Origin of the sequence: Streptomyces qinglanensis (assembly GCF_900111245.1) — a bacterium.
GTDB classification, from domain to species: domain Bacteria; phylum Actinomycetota; class Actinomycetes; order Streptomycetales; family Streptomycetaceae; genus Streptomyces; species Streptomyces qinglanensis.
Genome location: NZ_FOGO01000013.1, coordinates 17,495 through 34,424, shown reverse-complemented (window position 1 = coordinate 34,424; position 16,930 = coordinate 17,495). Strand labels below are relative to the sequence as shown.

Sequence of the window (16,930 nt, the reverse complement as noted above, 5' to 3'; positions counted from 1 at the left end):
GCCTTCCGTTCCTGTTCCCGGTCAGTCGTCGCTGTCGCCGAAGTCGGGGCGGACCCCGCGGGCCGCCATGACCTCGTCGTTGGAGGTGCCCGCCGCCACCATCGGCCAGACCATGGCGTCCTCGTGGACGATGAAGTCCACGACGACGGGCCGGTCGTTGATGGCGTTGGCCTTCTCGATGACCGCGTCGAGCTGCGCGGGGTCCTCGCAGCGGATACCGACGCAGCCCATGGCCTCGGCGAGCTTCACGAAGTCGGGCACGCGGGTGCCCCGGCCGGGCTCGCCCTCCTCGCTGCTGTGCAGGACGGTGTTGGAGTAGCGCTGGTTGTAGAAGAGGGTCTGCCACTGGCGGACCATGCCCAGCGCTCCGTTGTTGATGATCGCGACCTTGATCGGCGCGCCGTTGAGGGCGGCGGTGACCAGCTCCTGGTTGGTCATCTGGAAACAGCCGTCGCCGTCGATCGCCCACACCGCGCGGTCGGGCATCCCGACCTTGGCGCCCAGCGCCGCCGGGACCGCGTAGCCCATGGTGCCCAGTCCGCCCGAGTTGAGCCAGGTGGCGGGCTGGTCGTAGGTGACGAAGTGGGCCGCCCACATCTGGTGCTGGCCGACGCCCGCGGCGAAGATGGTGCCCTCGGGTGCCAGTTCCCCGATCCGCTGGATGACCTGCTGCGGAGCCAGTGAACCGTCCTCGGGCAGGTCGTAGCCCAGCGGATAGGTCGTGCGCCAGCGGTCCAGCAGGGTCCACCAGTCGGCATAGCGGTCGCTCTGCCGGTCGGGGTGCTCGGCGGCCTCGGCCTGGAGGGCGACGACCAGATCGGCCAGCACCTCGCGGGCGTCCCCGACGATCGGCACGTCCGCCGCGCGGTTCTTGCCGATCTCGGCGGGGTCGATGTCCGCGTGGACGATCTTGGCGTGCGGGGCGAAGGAGTCCAGCTTGCCGGTGACCCGGTCGTCGAAGCGGGCTCCGAGCGCGATGATCAGGTCGGCCTTCTGCAGCGCGGTGACCGCCGCGACGGTGCCGTGCATCCCCGGCATCCCCAGGTGCTGGGGGTGGCTGTCCGGGAAGGCGCCGATGCCCATCAGCGTGGTGGTCACCGGGGTGCCGGTGAGCTCGGCGAGCACCTTCAGCTCCGCCGTGGCGCCGGCCTTCAGGACGCCGCCGCCGACGTAGAGCACCGGGCGGCGGGCCTCGGCCAGCAGCTTGGCGGCCTCCCGGATCTGCTTGCCGTGCGGCTTGGTGACCGGCCGGTAGCCGGGCAGCTCGGTGGTGGGCGGCCACTGGAAGGCGGTCTCCCCCTGGAGCGCGTCCTTGGCGATGTCGACCAGCACCGGGCCCGGGCGGCCGGTGGAGGCGATGTGGAACGCCTCGGCGATCGTCCTGGGGATGTCGTCGGGGTCCTTGACCAGGAAGTTGTGCTTGGTGACCGGCATCGAGATGCCGCAGATGTCGGCCTCCTGGAAGCCGTCCGTACCGATCAGGGAGGTGGCGACCTGCCCCGTGATGGCGACCAGCGGCACGGAGTCCATGTGGGCGTCGGCGAGCGGGGTGACCAGGTTGGTGGCTCCGGGCCCCGAGGTGGCCATGCAGACGCCGACCTTGCCGGTGGCCTGCGCATAGCCGGTGGCGGCGTGCCCTGCTCCCTGCTCGTGCCGGACCAGGACGTGCTGGACCCGGGAGGAGTCCATCATCGGGTCGTAGGCGGGCAGGATGGCGCCGCCGGGGATGCCGAATACGGTGTCGGCGCCGACTTCCTCGAGAGCACGGATGAGGGACTGGGCGCCCGTGATGCGGGGGGCTGCCTGGGCCGGCACGGAGTTGGACTGTCCGCTGTTGCGGGCCCGCGGCTGCGGTTTCGGGGCCCCGGTGGCCTGATCGGTCATCGGCTTATCTCTTCTCGGAGAGTGAGGGTTGACGCTCGTTATGGGCGGTTTCTTCGGTTCACCGCTGGTTCGTGCTCAGGTGCTGGTGCAACAAAAAACCCCCCGTGCCGTGAGGCAAGCGAGGGGAGCGCGCCGCTGGTGGACGCGGGATCGGATGGGTCCCGCGGTCAGCCGACGCGCTGTCCAAGTACGAGAATTCGGGTGCGCATGGCACTGACCCTCTCCCCGTCAAGCCCCGAGTGTCAAGTGAGTGGGACGGCCGTCTCAGCATTTGGGCGAAGCGGGCGAGTGCGTCAGCGGATCCGCCGCACCCTCCTGCCCCACCGGCAGAGCTTCCGCGCCGCGTGCCAGGGGCACCGTCGCCGGGACGGTCACGGCCGCGTCCCGGCCCTCCGGGTGCTCCTCGCCGTACCCGGAGGCCCCGCCGCTGCGGGTGGACTCGGGCACCGCATAGACCCCGCGGGCCAGCGCGGTGCGCAGCCGGTGCTCGTCCAGCGGACCGGAGAAGACCGCTCCCTGACCGTGGGTGCAGCCCATCTCGCGCAGCAGCGTGGCCTGCTCCGGCAGGTCGACCGCCTCCGCGACGGTGGTCAGCCCCAGATCTCCGGCGATCCGCAGCAGCCCGGACGTGATCTTGCGCTGCCGGGTGGACTCCAGGATCCCGTCCGTCAGCCCCCGGTCCAGCCGCAGGATGTCGACCGGCAGCCTGCGCAGCGCGGAGATCGCCGCATAGCCGCTGCCGAATCCGTCCAGCGAGATCAGCACCCCGAGTCGGCGCAGCGCCGTCAGCCGCCGCTCCAGCTCGTCCAGCGGGATCCGCGGATCGCTGTCCGACAGCTCCAGGATCAGCGCCCCCGGCGCCCCCGGCACTCCCGCGTTGGCTGCGGGCGCACCCAGGGCGGTACCGCCGGTGGGGCCCGGTGCCGCGGCGAGCCCGTGCCGGGCCAGCAGGGCTCCGATGCTGCGGGGCTCCATGCCCGGCTCGGTCAGCCGCCGCGCGGGCAGCCGCACGGTCACCGGGGCGCCGTACCCGGCGCGCTGGCGGGCGGCGGCCTGCTGCACCGCCTCCTCCAGCAGCCACCGGCTCACCTCGGCGGCCCGCTCACCACCGCTCCCGCGCGCCTCCCGCGCCGAGGCGCCCTCGGTGCGCAGGAACTCCGCCGGGGTGAACAGGATCCCCTGGGCCGAGCGCCAGCGGGCCTCGGCAGCGATGGCGGTGATCTTGCCGCTGGCCAGCTCGACGATCGGCTGGTGCAGCAGCGCGAACTCGCCGTCGTGCAGTGCGCTGCGCAGCCGCGCGGCCAGCTCGGCCCGCTTGACCACCTCGGCCTGCATCTGCGGCGCGTACAGCTCCACCCGGCCCTTGCCCGCCTGCTTGGCGCGGTACATCGCCAGGTCCGCATTCCGCATCAGGGAACCGGGCGTGATGCCGGGCTCGGCGAAGGCGATGCCGATGGAGGCGGCGACCCGCAGCTCCGTGCCCTCGACACGGTACGGGTCGGAGAGCGTGACCCGCAGCCGGTCGGCGATGTCGTGGATGCGCAGCTCGCGCTCGGCGTCCGGCATCCGCCCCGGCTCGCCGTCGCCGCGGATGAGCACGGCGAACTCGTCGCCGCCCAGCCGGGCCGCGGTGTCGCCGGAGCGCACGGAGTCGTGCAGCCGCCGTGCCGCCTGCACCAGGAGTTCGTCCCCCGCCTGGTGGCCGACGGTGTCGTTGACCGCCTTGAAGCCGTCCAGGTCGATGAAGAGCACGGCGGTACCGCAGTCGCCCCCGCGGCGACCGCCGATGGCCTGCCGGACCCGTTCGGTGAACAGCGCCCGGTTGGGCAGGTCGGTGAGGGCGTCGTGGGAGGCGTTGTGCTGCAACTGCGCCTGCAGCCGCACCCGCTCGGTGACGTCCCGGCTGTTGAAGATCAGTCCGCCCTGGTAGCGGTTGACCGTGGACTCGACGTTGAGCCAGTGCCCGTCGCCGTGCCGGAACCGGCACTCGACGCGGGTGCTGGACTCCCGGTCGGCGGAGGTGGCCAGGAAGCGGCGCAGCTCGTGGTTCACCTGGCCCAGGTCCTCGGGGTGCACCAGGGAGGAGAGCTCGCAGCCCACCATGTCCTCGGCGCTGCGCCCGTAGACCCCGGCCGCGGCGGGTGAGACGTAGCGGAGCGTACCCGCCGCCGCGGTGATCATGATGACGTCGCTGGAGCCCTGGACCAGGGAGCGGAAGTGGTTCTCCTTCTGCGCCAGTTCCCTGGTCAGCGTGATGTTGTCCAGCAGCATGATGCCTTGGCGCAGCACCAGCGCGAGGACGACCGTGCAGCCGGTGTAGAGGACGACGCGGTCGATGTCGCGGCCGTCCACCGAGTTGTAGAGGATGCCCAGGGTGCAGACGGCCGCCGCCAGGTAGGGGGTCAGCGCGCTGAGCGATCCCGAGATGGGGCGGCTGGGGTTGGTGGCCCGGGCCTCGGCCTGCCGGTCGGTGGCGGCCAGGGGCTGCTGCGCGGCGGCGTCGGACGCCGCAGCACCGCGGCTCCTGCGCGCCCGGCCGACCCAGGGTGCGTAGGCCAGCAGCAGCGAGCCCGCGAACCACCCGGCGTCCAGCAGTTGCCCCGAGGAGTAGTGCTCACGCAGCATCGGGGAGGTGAACAGCGCGTCGCACAGCACCGTGAGGGCGAGCGCACCGATGGCGGTGTTGATGGCGCTGCGGTGCGCCGAGGAGCGCCGGAAGTGCAGCGCCAGCACCATGCTGACCAGCACGATGTCGAGCAGCGGATAGGCCAGGTTGAGCGCTGCCCTGGCGACCGAGTCTCCCTCCCAGTAGGCCGTGTGGGCCAGGGCGAGCGACCAGGAGAGGGTCAGCAGCGAGCCGCCGATGAGCCAGGCGTCGAGGCTGAGGCAGACCCATCCGGCGCGGGTCACCGGGCGCTTGGCGAGCACCAGCAGCCCGACGATGGCCGGCGGGGCGAACAGCAGGAAGCAGAAGTCGGCGAGCGAGGGGCGCGGCACCGCCTGGTGCAGCACCAGTTCGTACCAGCCCCACACGGCGTTGCCGAACCCCGCCATCAGCGAGGAGAGGCCGAAGAGCACCCAGGCCGGGCGGCTGGCCTCCAGGCGGGCACGGGCTGGGGCCGACAGATGGCCTGCCGCCTCCCGCCGCTGGATGTGCGCATACCACAGGCACGAGGCACCGGCCAGCAGCGCCGCGACGCTGAGTCCGAAGTCGCCCATGAGGACGGCGACCGTCTCGGACCCCCAGCCGAAGGCCGCGCCCACGGCGTAGGCGGCGCAGACCACGATGAGGGCGAGTTGCGGCAGCAGAGTGGTGCCGCGTCCGCCGCTGTCGCAGCCTCCCCCGCGCGGGCGGGCGGTGGGCGGCAGCGCCGGTGTCGCCGCCCGGGTCCGCGGCACGGCCTGCGACGGGCGGGCCGCCACCGTCGGCCGGGTGTGCCGCCGCTGCCGCGGGTGCGGCGGATACGCAGGGTGCGGTGCGTGCGGCGGTGCCTCGCTCCGGGCGGTGCCGTTGGGGCGGGCGGTCTGTGCGCCGGTCCAGCACGGGCCCCGCCTGGGGGCCGCTTCATGGGTGGTCATCGCGCCACCCGTGGAGACGGGGGTCGCGTTGCCGCGCCCGTCCGGCCGTTCCGGGACACCTGCGCCGGAGCCCCGCAACGCGGGAGTTCCGCTGGAGAGTTGGAATGTTCGCGGGCGCCGTCCCAGCGGCCCGCACGGCAGTTCGTCCGTTGATCGTACATTCGCCCGTCGCCCCCCTCGTGTCCGGGTTTCGCCCCCCGGTCGGGACGATACACCAGATTCGTCACTCAGGGACATAGTCCCAATACAGACCGTAACCATAAGAGGGAAGCTCGGAACAGGGTGCAGTCGTACGGATCCGTAGCGTTGCCTCTCGCGGCCTCAAAGGGTTTACGGGCCCTACGCCACGGCCACCGTGTTCGCCAGCTCCTCACCGGCCGCCCAGCGCCTCAGTTGCGCCGCGAGGAGCCTTCTGGCGCGGGGATAGTAGGCGGAAGTCGGCCCTCCGAGATGCGGAGTGATCAGCACACCGGGCACCCGCCACAGTGGATGGTCCTGCGGGAGGGGCTCCGGGTCGGTCACGTCCAGTGCCGCCCGCAGCCGCCCCGGAACGCCGTCCTCCGCGCCCGGGGCCGAAGCCGGGGTCCCGGTCTCGGCGAGCAGCGCCGCGGTGTCCACCACGGCCCCGCGCGCGACGTTGACCAGCAGCGCCCCGTCCTTCATCCGGGCGAGGAAGTCCTCGTCCACCAGGCCGCGGGTCTGCTCGGTGAGCGGGGTCGCCAATATCACGACATCCGCCTGCGGCAGCAGTTCGCCGATCTCGCTCAGCGGCCGCACCGGTCCCAGCGGCGCCTGCCGCGCGGAGCGGGCGACCCGGTGCACGGCGGCGACCTCGAAGGGCAGCAGCCGCCGCTCGACGGCCTCGCCCACCGCGCCGTATCCGACGATCAGCACCGTACGGTCCGCGAGCGCCGGATGGAAGCCGGACCGCCAGCGGCCGCGGTCCTGCGCACGGACGGATCCGGGCAGGTCGCGCAGGGATCCGAGGGTGAGTGCCAGGGCCAGTTCGGCGGTGCTCGCGTCGTGCACGCCGCGGGCGTTGCACACCCGCGTCCCGGTGGGGAGGCGCGGGATGGCGGGCGCGATGTGGTCGATCCCCGCGGTGAGGGTCTGGACGACCCGCACCCCCGTCATCCGCGCGAGCGGCCGTACGGCGACCTCGGCACGCACGGAATAGGGGACGACGTAGAAGGCGCAGTCGGCCGGGTCCGCCGGAAACTCCTGCTCCCCGGTCCAGTACCGGTACGTCAGGTTGTCCGGGAGGCCCTCGACGCTCTCCGGCGGGAGCGCGAGCCAGATCTCCTTCGCTTCGACCATGGGGAGAGACTAGTCGGACCGCGCCGGCGGATCCGGGGCACCTCCCGTACGGGGCTCGGGGAGCCCGGAGACTCCGGGGGCTCGGCGGAACGGACGGAGCGCGGGGGAACGGACGGAGCGCGGGGGAAGCTGTGGTGGGAGCGAACGTGTGTGGCGCCGGAGGCAACCGTTACGTTGGGGGCCGTCCGGGAGGGAGCGGGTACCAGGTGGAGCGCAGGACAATCGGTGCGGCGGCTCTCGGCGTGGGTGCCGTGGGCCTCGGCTGCATGCCGATGAGCTGGGCCTATTCCGCCTCCGAGCAGCGCGGCGACAGCTCACTGCGCGCGGTGCACACCGCACTGGACGCGGGCATGACCCTGCTGGACACGGCCGACATGTACGGCCCCTTCACCAATGAGCTGCTGATCGGGCGCGCACTGAAGGAGCGGCGCGCGGAGGCGTTCGTCTCCACCAAGTGCGGACTGCTGGTGGGCGAGCAGCACATCGTCGCCAACGGCCGCCCCGGCTACGTGCGGCGCGCCTGCGACGCCTCGCTGCGCAGGCTGCAGACCGATGTGATCGACCTCTACCAACTGCACCGTGCCGACCCCGAGGTACCGATCGAGGAGACCTGGGGTGCGATGGCCGAGCTGGTGACGGCGGGCAAGGTGCGCGCGCTGGGCTTCTGCGCCGTGGGCGCCCGCGCGGATCGGCGTGCGGGCGCCGGTATCCACGACGGGACCATACGACAGCTCGAACGCGTCCAGCAGGTGTTCCCGGTGAACGGGGTGCAGGCCGAGCTGTCGGTCTGGTCCCGCGAGGCACTGGAGACCCTGCTGCCCTGGTGCGAGGCCCGAGGGGTCGGATTCCTCGCCGCCATGCCGCTGGGCAACGGCTACTTGAGCGGCGCGCTCACCACCGGGGGCGGCTTCGAGCCGGACGACGTGCGCGCCCGGCACCCCCGCTTCACCGCCGAGATGATGGCCGCCAACCAGCCCATCGTGGCCGGGCTCCGCCGCGTGGCCCGGCGGCACGGCAACGCCACTCCGGCGCAGGTCGGCCTGGCCTGGGTGCTCGCCCAGGGCCGGCACGTGATCCCCGTACCGGGGACCAAGAAGGCGCACTGGGCCGCGGAGAACGCCCGCGCCGCCGGACTCGCGCTGACCGCCGAGGACCTGGCCGAGATCGACGGACTCCCCGCCGCGCAGGGTTCCTGGGACTGATCCGCGGGCCGTTCCGGCGCCCGGCGGAGAATCCGGCGGGACGGCCGCGCCTCGGCGGCGGCGCCGGGAGAGGATGTGGTCCCCTGAGGAGTCCGCTTGTCGAGGACGCTTTTCGAGGACGCCCGAGGACACAGTTCGAAGACGCCCGAGGACACGGTCCGAGGACGCTCGAGGACAAGGAGCCGAAACGTGCGACGTACGGCAGGTTTGCGCATCGTCGCGGTCTGCGCACTGGCGCTGAGCGCGGGATGTTCCGGCGGAGGCGGGAGCGGAGGCGGGGACGAACCCTCGGGTGCGCAGCGCAGTTCGGCCGCCGCACCCTCGCCGAGCGCCGCCCCCGCCAAAGGGTCCGTGAAGGTGGTCAGAACGCTCACCACAGGGCTCGATTCGCCCTGGGGACTGGCCCCGCTGTCCGGCGGGGATCTGCTCGTCTCCTCGCGGGACACCGGCAAGATCCTGCGGATCGACGGCGACAGCGGCAAGAAGACCGAGGTGGGCACCGTTCCCGGGGTGGAGCCGGGCGGCGAGGGCGGGCTGCTGGGACTGGCCGTCCCGCCGGACGGGGCGGAAGCCGGGAAGATGGTCTACGCCTACTTCACCTCCGCGTCCGACAACCGGATCGTGCGGATGCTCTACGACCCCGCCAAGGAGCCCGGCGACCAGCTCGGGGCGCCGGACACCATCCTCAAGGGCATCCCCAGGGGACGGATCCACAACGGCGGGCGGATCGCGTTCGGCCCGGACAAGATGCTCTACGCCGGAACCGGCGAGTCCGGCGACGGCGGACTCGCGCAGGACAAGAAGTCGCTGGGCGGCAAGATCCTGCGGATGACGCCCGAGGGCGAACCCGCGGGGCACGGCAGCCCCGACCCGGACTCGGTCGTCTACTCCTGGGGGCACCGCAATGTGCAGGGCCTGGACTGGGATCGCGGCAAGCGCCTGTGGGCCTCGGAGTTCGGGCAGGACACCTGGGACGAACTCAATCTGATCGAGCCGGGCGGGAACTACGGCTGGCCGGACGCCGAGGGCAGGAGCGACGACAAGAGGTTCGAGAACCCCGTCGAGCAGTGGCGCACGGACGAGGCGTCCCCCAGCGGGCTGGCCGTCGCCGCGGGGTCGGTGTGGATGGCCGGGCTGCGCGGGGAGCGGCTGTGGCGGATCCCGCTCGAGGGCGGGGAACCCGCCGCCGCCCCCCAGGCGTTCCTGAAGGGGAAGTACGGACGGCTCCGGACGGTGGTCGCGGACCGCAGCAGCGGTGGCGGCCACGGACTCTGGCTGGTCACGAGCGAGACGGATGGACGCGGCTCGCCGGAGAAGGGGGACGACCGCATCCTGCGACTCGAGGTGCGTTGAGGATGGTCAGATGTTCAACCTGATGCAGGAGCTGTTCACACCGGGCAGCAAGCACACGGACGACGAGCAGCGGCGGCTGGAGCACACCCGGGTTCAGGAGGGTGTCGGCGACCCCGGCAAGGGGCCGATCGACCTCTCCTCCGGCCGGGCGCTCATCCGTCCACCCGAGCAACGGACCGAGCAACGGCCGGAGCCGTCGGGGACCCTGCGGCGCCCGGAGCAGCCGCCGTCCGCGGAGCATCCGCGCCGGCGTCCGCGTCCGGGGGAGCAACCGCGGAGCTGAGCCCCTTCGGGCTCACCAGCCGCAGCCGGAACGCCATGGCCGCCGCCTCGCCGCGGGTGGCCACGCCCAGCTTGGCCAGGATGTTGGAGACGTGCACACTCGCCGTCTTCGGGGCGATGTAGAGGCGTTCGGCTATCTGCCGGTTGCTGCGGCCCTCGGCGACGAGTTCCAGCACGCCGCGCTCCCGCCGGGTGAGTCCGAACGCCTCCGCCGGGTCGGCGGGCGCGGGTGCCGGCCGGTCGGCGGCCGGGAGATCGGAGTCCGCGCCGCCGCCGAGCGCGATCCGGGCGCGGGCCGCGAGCTGCTCGGCCTCGGCCCGCAGCGGCGCCGCGCCCAGTCGTACGGCGGCGGAGTGCGCCTGTCCCAGCAGCTCCCGCGGGGCCGGGCAGTCGCCGCGCCGCGCGTCCGCGTCCTCCAGCAGTGCCTCGGCCCAGCGCAGCCGCGCACGGGCCAGCGGACCCGGGCGGTCCACCGGCTCCAGTGCCAGCACCGCCGCCTCCCAGTGCCGCGGATCGCCCTCCCCCGCCGCCCGCTTCAGCTCGGCCTCCAGCAGCAGCGCGTACGCCTCCCACACCGGAGCCGGCCGGGGCAGCCTGCGAGCTGTGCGGTGCAGTTCGGCCAGCACCTCGCCGCGCCCCCGTTCGGCGTCCGGGAGGCCGCGCAGCTCCGCCTCGTACGAAGCGGCCGCGTACAACAGCGCCCATGCGTACGGGTGAGTACTCGGCGGGAAGCCCTCCTGCAGGGCGGTCGCCAGCTCGCGGCGGGCCGCGGCGAACTCGCCGCGCTCGGCGGCCAGCGCCATCGTGAAGAGCCGGAGCGCCACCACCCGCTGCGGCTCGCCCGCCGGGGACGACCCCATGGTGGCCGCGGCCTCCTCGACGGCCGACTCCAGTCCCGGGAGATCCCCCCGGTCGCGGGCCAGCCGGGCGCGGAGCAGCGCCACCCAGGCGCGTACGTCCGCCACGCGGGCAGCGGCGGCGGCCCGTTCGAGCAGCTCCTCCGCCCGCTGCCAGTCCCCCGTCGAGAGCAGCGCCTCGGCCTGTCCGGCGAGGGCCCCGGCGTAGGAGTTGGGGCGTCCGCGGTCCCGGGCGACACGGGCGGCTCCGGCGGCCTCCTCGGCGGCCTCGGCCGAACGCCCCACCGCCTCCAGTTCCACGGCGATGTTGATGGCGGCGCAGGTCATCACGCTGGTGACGCCGGCCTCGTCCGCCTCGTCCCGCGCCCGGGCCAGCTCGGCGAGCCCCTCTTCCAGGTCGCCCGACTCGGCGAGCAGGGTGCCGAGGGTGACCCTGGCGTCCAGCTCGATGGTGGTCGCGCCCACCACCCGGGCCAGCTCGACCGCGCGCACGGCGGTCGCCAGCGCCTCCCGCCCGGGACGGTGGATCATGCCCCAGCTCGCGGCGCTGGAGAGCACCTCCGCGTGGACCGCCGACGGCGGCAGCCCGCGGACCAGTTCCTGGGCCTTGGCGATCTGCGCCCAGCCGTCGCCCTTGCCCATGTCCTCCAGCAGCAGCCCGCTCTTGAGCTGGAACCAGGCGGCTGTCAGCGGGTCCTTCGTCTCGTCCAGCCGGGCCAGCGCACGGCGGGCGAGGACCTTGGCCCGCGCCACGTCGCCGCTGACCCGGGCGGCGGTGAGCGCTTCGGCCAGCACCTCGACGAAGCCGGGCGGCCGGAACGGGGGAACCCGGTGGCTGTCGGGGTCCTCGGGAGCGTCGGCACATGGGAAGGTGCGCGGGATCCGCAGTGCGGGCAGTTCGGTCCGCTCCTCCTCGGGCACCTCGTCCCACAGTTCGATGACCCGCTCCAGCAGGCTGTGCTCCTCTGCGTACGCGTGCCGGTCCCGGGCCTCACCGGCGGCGGACAGCGCGGCGGGCAGCGCCTTGGCCGCGTCCCGGCCGCGGTGCCAGTAGTGCGCCAGGCGTGCCAGCCGCTCCTCGGCCCGGACCAGGGACGGGTCGCTCTCCAGCGTCTCGGCGTAGCGGCGGCTGATCCGGGCCAGTTCGCCGGGGAGCAGGTCCTCCCGCACCGCCTCGCGCAGCAGGGCGTGCCGGAACAGATAGCCGGAGCCGTCGGTGGTGGGGCGCAGTACGTTGGCGCCGACTGCCGAGCGCAGTGCCTCCAGCAGCGCGTCCTCGCCGAGCCCGGCGACCGCGGCCAGCAGGGCGTGCTCCACGGCCGAGCCACCGCCCGCCGCCAGCCGCACCACACGCTGGGCGGGTTCGGGCAGCGCCTCGACGCGGACGAGCAGCAGGTCGCGCAGCGAGTTGCTGATGGCGCAGGCGGCCTCGGTGGCCGTCAGCTCCTCGACGAAGAAGGGGATGCCCTCGGAGCGGCAGAAGATCTCCTCGGCCAGCTCGCCCGCGGGCTCGGTGCCCTTGATGCCGGTGATCTGGTCGCGCACCTCGCTGCGGGTCAGCCGGGGCAGCTCCAGGTGCAGCACGGTCCGCAGCCGGTCCTGCTCGGCGAGGAAGGGGCGCAGCGGGTGGCGGCGGTGGATGTCGTCCGTCCGGTAGGTGGCCAGCAGCACCAGCCGACAGGTGCGTACGGAGCGGAAGAGGTAGCCGAGCAGTTCCCGGGTGGAGCGGTCGGCCCACTGGAGGTCTTCGAGGGCGACGACGAGAGTGCGGTCGGCGGCCAGCCGTTCCAGCAGTTGGGCCGTTGCCTCGAAGAGCCGGGCGCGTCCGCCGTCGGCGCCGTCGTCGTACTCCTCGCGCTGCGGCGCCGGTGGTCCGGGCACCGCCAGGTCCGGCAGCAGCCGGGCCAGCTCGGTCTCGCGGCCCTCGGCGGCGGCGGCCAGCACGGCGGGCGGCACGGCGCCGCGCAGCCCGCGCAGTGCGGTGGTGAAGGGCGCGAAGGGGAGGCCGTCCGCGCCCAGTTCCAGGCAGCCGCCGAGGGTGGTGACGCCGTCGGCCGCACGGACCCGGGCCAGGAACTCCTCCAGCAGCCGGGTCTTGCCCACGCCCGCCTCGCCGCCGAGGAGGAGCGCCTGGGGAGCGCCCGTACCGGCGCGGGTGAGGGCAGTGGTGAGTGCGGTCAGTTCGGCGGTACGGCCGACGAACACGGGACTGACACTGGTTTGCAGGGGCACGTCACTCAGCATCGCATCCGGCACCGTCATAAGGCACCTGCCTTATGCGCGGCCTCACCGGTAGCGAACGCCCAGGGCACGGCCGCGCGGTGTCCGGCCGCCGGTCCGCCGCCCGCGGCACCCCTGCCGCGGGCGGCGCGCGACACGCTCACGCGGCCGGGACCCACACCCGCTCGCCCTCGCCCCGGTCCCGGCTCCTGCGGCCGAGCCAGGAACGCGCACCCCCGCGGCCCCGCTCCCGGCGTGCCGCCTTGGCCGCGCGGACCAGGCGCTCGTGCTCGGCCTCGCGGCGCAGGTCGTCCATCCGGCTCTGGTGGTAGGTGTGGTTGAGGTCGTACAGCATCTCGATGGCCCCCTCGGGGAGTGGTTGCGAACTGTGCTTCCACAGTCCTCTCTGAGGGGGTTCCGGCACATCGGGCAACTGCCCGGTCCTGACCCTCCGGGGGCCTTAGGACCCCGGAGCGGGTCGCCCGTGGGGCCTTAGACGGAGGTACCGCGCACTGGGTCCGCAGTCCGGACCGGGGGGAACGAGGTGGGAACGGGGCGGGAACCCGGGACCGGGGCGGGAACGGGGTCCGGGTCCCGGCCGGGAGCGAGGGAGACCACGGGGACACCGAGTGCTCACCGGCCGGGGCCGCAGGACCCAGGGCTCACTGGCCGGGCGCAGCGGGGACCTCGGGCTGCGCGGCGAACAGGTCGAAGTACATGCCTCCGGCGACGAGGAGCCCGACCAGGCCGAGCAGCACCCCGCCCAGCGCTACGGCCTTGACCCAGCCGCGCGCCCGGCTCCGGCCGGTGAGCGCCGCCAGCAGCAGGGCGCCGACCGCGACGGCCAGCACGGCGAAGATCCCGTTGACCACGGCCGCCGCGTGCCAGGGCGCTCCGTAGAGGGCGTTGACCTGGTCGGACGCGGAGCCGCCGGAGCCCTGGGCGCTGCTCTCGATCTGGCCGATGAGGCTCTTGCGCTCGCGCAGCATGTCGCTGAAGGAGGTGCCGGTCAGCGAGGCGAGGCCGAGCCCGGCGCTGAGGACGGCCACCGCACCGCCTGCCCAGTCCTGGCGCCGGCCGGACGCGGAGTCCGCGGCCTGCGGGTCGCCGTCGTCCCCGTTGCCGTCGTCGCCGCCGTCGCCGTCGCCGTCGCCGCCATCTTCGGGGTCGTCACGGTCGGTGTCGCTGTCGCTGTCGGTGTCGCTGTCGCTGTCGGGAGCGTCCGCGGTGGCGTCGGGTTCCTTTCCGTCCCCGGCCCCGGCGGCGGTCGGGAGGGCCGCGTCCTCCTGCGCCTCCTGCTGGGACTTCTTGCCGTCCCGCTGCGCCGGGCCGCGCCCGCCCTTCTCCTCCGCCGCCGGACTGCGCTGTTCCGCCGCTGCGGCCTCGTCGGCCGGTTCCTCGTCCGGGGACCTATCGGTCGTGTTCTGCGTGGTCCTGGTGCTTTCGGTAGCCATGGGCGGCCACGGTAGGGGCGGTTTCTGAGAGACCGATGAGAGAGCCGGGACGCTGCCCGACCACCGGTACGGGAGTGGTCACGGGCGCCTCCTCCTCGCAGCTCGGGTCCGACTCGATGTCCGACTCGATGTCCGGCTCGATGCTCAGCCGCGGCAGCCGCCGGTCCAGCCACTTGGGCAGCCACCAGTTGGCGCCCCCGAGCATGTGCATCAGCGCCGGTACCAGCAGTGTGCGCAGGACGAACGCGTCCAGGGCCACCGCCGCGGCCAGCGCGATGCCGAACATGGCGATGAGCCGGTCACCGCTGAGCACGAACCCGCCGAAGACGGAGATCATGATCACAGCCGCGGAGTTGATCACCTTGCTGGTCTCCGAGAGGCCGACCCGCACCGCACGCCGGTTGTCGCCGGTCAGCCGCCACTCCTCGTACATCCGGCTGACGAGGAAGACCTGGTAGTCCATGGACAACCCGAACAGCACCGAGATCATGATGACCGGGAGGAAGGGCTCGATGGGGCCCGCACTGCCCAGCCCGAGCAGTTCGCTGCCCCAGCCCCACTGGAAGACGGCGACCACCACACCGAAGGCTCCGGCGACGGCCGCGATGTTCATCAGCGCCGCCTTGACCGGGATGCCGATGCTCCGGAAGGCCACCAGCAGCAGCAGCGAACCGAGGCCGATGACCACGCCGCCGAACAGCGGGAGCTTGCCGACGATGATGTCCGCGAAGTCGTCGTGGCCCGCGGTGGACCCGCCGACCAGGACCTCCATCGTCGACCCCTCCTCGGCCTTCGGCAGGACGTCCCCACGCAGCCGGTCCACCAGGTCGGAGGTGGACCGGGACTGCGGGGAGCTGTCGGGCACCACCGTGATCACTCCGGTGTCGCCGCTGCCGTTGAACTCGGGCCCGCTCACCTGGGCGACACCGGGGGTGTGCTGGATGTCGCCGCGCAGGTGGTCGAAGGCCAGTTTGTCGCCGGCCCCGTCCAGCTCGCCGACCAGCGTCAGCGGACCGTTGGTGCCCGGCCCGAATCCGTCCGCGAGCATGTCGTAGGCCCTGCGCGTGGTGCTGGCCGCCGGGTCGTTGCCCTGGTCCGAGGTGCCCAGGTGCAGTCCGAGTGCGGGCAGCGCCAGCACGGCCATCAGCAGCGCCGCGACCCCGCCCAGCAGCTTGGGCCGTCGTTCGACGAAGGCGGACCAGCGCATGGCGAAGCCCGTGGGGCGGTCGGGACGGGGACCGCGCTCGATGAGCTGACGGCGCTCCCGGCGGCTGAGGGCGCGCATGCCGATGAAGCCGAGCAAAGCGGGCAGCAGGGTGACGGAGGCGGCCACGCTCAGCAGCACGGTCAGGCAGGCGGCTATCGCCACTCCGTTGAGGAAGCCGAGCCGCAGGATGAACATGCCCAGCAGGGCGATGCAGACCGTGGCCCCCGCGAAGACCACCGCGCGTCCCGACACCGTCACCGCCCGGCGTGCGGCCTCGACCACCGGCAGCCCGGCGCGCAGCCCGCGCCGGTGCCGCGTGACGATGAACAGCGCGTAGTCGATGCCGACGCCCAGTCCGATGAGCATGCCCAGCATGGGCGCGAAGTCGGCGACGGTCATCAGCCGGCTGAGCAGCCCGGTAGCGGCCGTCGCGGTGCCTACGGCGACGACCGCGGTGATCAGCGGGAGCGCCGTGGCGGCGAGCGAGCCGAAGGCGAGGAAGAGGACGACGGCCGCCGCCGCCAGTCCGATGCCCTCGGCGAGGTGGGCCGTGGGGGCCTCGGCGACCGCCACGCCCGAGCCGCCCGCCTCGACCTGCAGACCGTCCCCGGATGCGTCCTGGACGGTGTCCAGGACGCGCTGCACGGTCTGCCCGCCCAGCTCGTCGGTGGGCCCCTCGAAGGTGAGAGCGGCATAGGCGGTGTGGCCGTCGGGGCTGATCGCGCCACCGCCCCCGGCGCCGTAGGGCGACTCCACGGACTCGACACCGGGCAGGCCCTCGACCTCGTGCAGCGCCTCGGTCATCCGCTCCTGGACCGCCGTGGCGCGCACCGTGCCCTGCTCCGAGTGCCACACGATCGTGTCACTGGCACCGGCCCGGTCGGGGAACGCGCTCTCCATGCGCTCCGCCGCCCGGCCGGACTCGGTGCCCTGGGCACCGTAGTCGTCGGAGTAGGCGCTGCCGAGAAGCGAGGAGGCCGTCACGGCACCGGCCAGCGCGGCGAGCCAGAGCAGCAGGACGAGGAGGCGGCGCCTCAGGCACCAGCGGGCAAGAGCGGTCACGGGCGGTCGCCTGCTCCCGGGTGTCGTACGGGCGGGGAACGGGTGCGTCGACTCCCGTCCGCCGCATCGGGCCTCCCGGCCGTCGGCCGGGAGCGGCGGTCCGAGGCGGCAGAACACCTCACCTCAAGGACCGTGCTCTGCAGCGTGCCATCCCGCAGAGATCGATTGCGGCGTTTGTGGCGATACCCACAGCGAGTCCGCTTCCGTGTCTCAGCCCGTAACCGCGTCCTCACCGCGTGGACGGCACCCTCGCCGCGGCGCTCCGTGCCGGGGTGCGGGGCGGAGCCCCGGCGCGGGAGACACGGCACGAAAGAGCGCGGCACGGAAGAGCGCAGCGCGGCTTCGGCAGCGCGAGCCCGGCGCGAATCCACGCAAGCCCGGCGTGCGCCGCGTGCCGAGAGCGCCGGAGGAACGCGACCGGTACCGCCGTCGTCGGTACCCATTAGCCTGTGGGAGCCGTCCGGCGATCCCCTCGCGGAGGTCGGGCGGTCCGCAGGAGGCCGGAAGGCCCGG

General features: G+C 73.4%; 9 protein-coding genes and 1 pseudogene. 3 read left to right on the top strand and 7 right to left on the bottom strand.

All coding sequences use genetic code 11. The features are described from left to right. Positions 1 to 21: 21 nt before the first annotated feature. From BMX65_RS24025 to BMX65_RS24015, 3 genes are all read right to left on the bottom strand, one after another. Entirely contained in the window at positions 22 to 1,884 is a 1,863-nt protein-coding gene (locus BMX65_RS24025) for an acetolactate synthase large subunit (protein ID WP_075002451.1), read from the bottom strand. Between the two features lie 264 nt (positions 1,885 to 2,148). Beyond that, complete coding sequence (locus tag BMX65_RS24020; protein WP_239502224.1) at positions 2,149 to 5,463, bottom strand: putative bifunctional diguanylate cyclase/phosphodiesterase; 3,315 nt, start codon at positions 5,461 to 5,463, stop codon at positions 2,149 to 2,151. Positions 5,464 to 5,802: 339 nt separating this feature from the next. Beyond that, complete coding sequence (locus tag BMX65_RS24015) at positions 5,803 to 6,780, bottom strand: 2-hydroxyacid dehydrogenase (protein ID WP_075002450.1); 978 nt, start codon at positions 6,778 to 6,780, stop codon at positions 5,803 to 5,805. A 206-nt stretch (positions 6,781 to 6,986) separates the two neighbouring features. Between BMX65_RS24015 and BMX65_RS24010 the strand changes: the two genes are divergently transcribed. From BMX65_RS24010 to BMX65_RS34190, 3 genes and pseudogenes are all read left to right on the top strand, one after another. Next, positions 6,987 to 7,982, top strand: coding sequence for an aldo/keto reductase (locus tag BMX65_RS24010; RefSeq protein WP_075002449.1), 996 nt, complete (start codon positions 6,987 to 6,989; stop codon positions 7,980 to 7,982). A 189-nt stretch (positions 7,983 to 8,171) separates the two neighbouring features. Then, the gene (locus BMX65_RS24005) at positions 8,172 to 9,335 is read left to right on the top strand and encodes a PQQ-dependent sugar dehydrogenase (protein WP_075002448.1); all 1,164 of its coding nucleotides are present in this window, start codon (positions 8,172 to 8,174) and stop codon (positions 9,333 to 9,335) included. Further along, positions 9,277 to 9,432, top strand: a pseudogene (locus BMX65_RS34190) (DUF6191 domain-containing protein); the annotation flags it as partial. The gene BMX65_RS24005 and the pseudogene BMX65_RS34190, both read left to right, overlap by 59 nt. 55 nt (positions 9,433 to 9,487) lie before the next feature. On the opposite strand, the gene BMX65_RS24000 reads toward BMX65_RS34190, so the two are convergent. The 4 genes from BMX65_RS24000 to BMX65_RS23985 form a co-directional block, all read right to left on the bottom strand. Next, positions 9,488 to 12,736: a helix-turn-helix transcriptional regulator gene (locus BMX65_RS24000; protein WP_075002447.1), complete on the bottom strand. Its 3,249-nt coding sequence runs from the start codon at positions 12,734 to 12,736 to the stop codon at positions 9,488 to 9,490. A 118-nt stretch (positions 12,737 to 12,854) separates the two neighbouring features. Beyond that, positions 12,855 to 13,049 carry a hypothetical protein gene (locus BMX65_RS23995; protein ID WP_075002446.1) on the bottom strand — a complete coding sequence of 65 codons (195 nt, stop codon included), beginning with the start codon at positions 13,047 to 13,049 and terminating at the stop codon, positions 12,855 to 12,857. Between the two features lie 307 nt (positions 13,050 to 13,356). Next, the gene (locus BMX65_RS23990; protein ID WP_075002445.1) at positions 13,357 to 14,148 is read right to left on the bottom strand and encodes a hypothetical protein; all 792 of its coding nucleotides are present in this window, start codon (positions 14,146 to 14,148) and stop codon (positions 13,357 to 13,359) included. Beyond that, entirely contained in the window at positions 14,105 to 16,417 is a 2,313-nt protein-coding gene (locus tag BMX65_RS23985; protein WP_075002444.1) for an MMPL family transporter, read from the bottom strand. The genes BMX65_RS23990 and BMX65_RS23985 overlap by 44 nt, the downstream gene beginning before the upstream one ends. Positions 16,418 to 16,930 lie beyond the last annotated feature (513 nt).